The 431-nt window shown below is 72.9% G+C and carries 1 pseudogene; it reads left to right on the top strand.

Annotation, left to right across the window (positions count from 1 at the left end):
* A pseudogene (locus tag QAA18_RS11880) lies at positions 1-431 on the top strand (hypothetical protein); the annotation flags it as partial.

Here is a 431-nt window from a genome sequence, read left to right as displayed (position 1 = left end):
CGGCGATGCCACCGGCGTGCGCGTGGTGCTGGGCGGCGCGTCCGTCGGCGAACCGCCGCCGGCCGAAGGCCTGGTCGTGACCGGCCGCACCGATGCGCTCGACGCACTGGACTGGGTGGCGGTCGCGCGTGGGAGCGATGAATCGAAAGCATCGGGCGAAGGCTTGCCCTTGCAGCGCATCGACGTCGCGGTCGGGCGTCTCAACCTGCTCGGTGCCGGCTTCGCCGATACCCGCTTGCAGCTCGCGCGCGAAGGCCAGGCGCTGCAGTTGCGCCTGCAAGGCGATGCCATCGCCGGCAACGTGCGCATCCCAGACGCGGCCGGCGCCACCGTCGCCGGCAGTTTCGACCACGTCAGCTGGCCGATGCCGCCGCCCGATGCCGGTGCGAAGGCGATGGCGTCGGCAAGGCCCGAGGACAAGCCCGCCGCCA

This window comes from Luteimonas sp. 8-5 (genome assembly GCF_029763755.1).
GTDB lineage: Bacteria > Pseudomonadota > Gammaproteobacteria > Xanthomonadales > Xanthomonadaceae > Cognatiluteimonas.
Note: the sequence above shows the minus strand (reverse complement) of the source record. Positions and strands in the feature narration are given on the sequence as shown.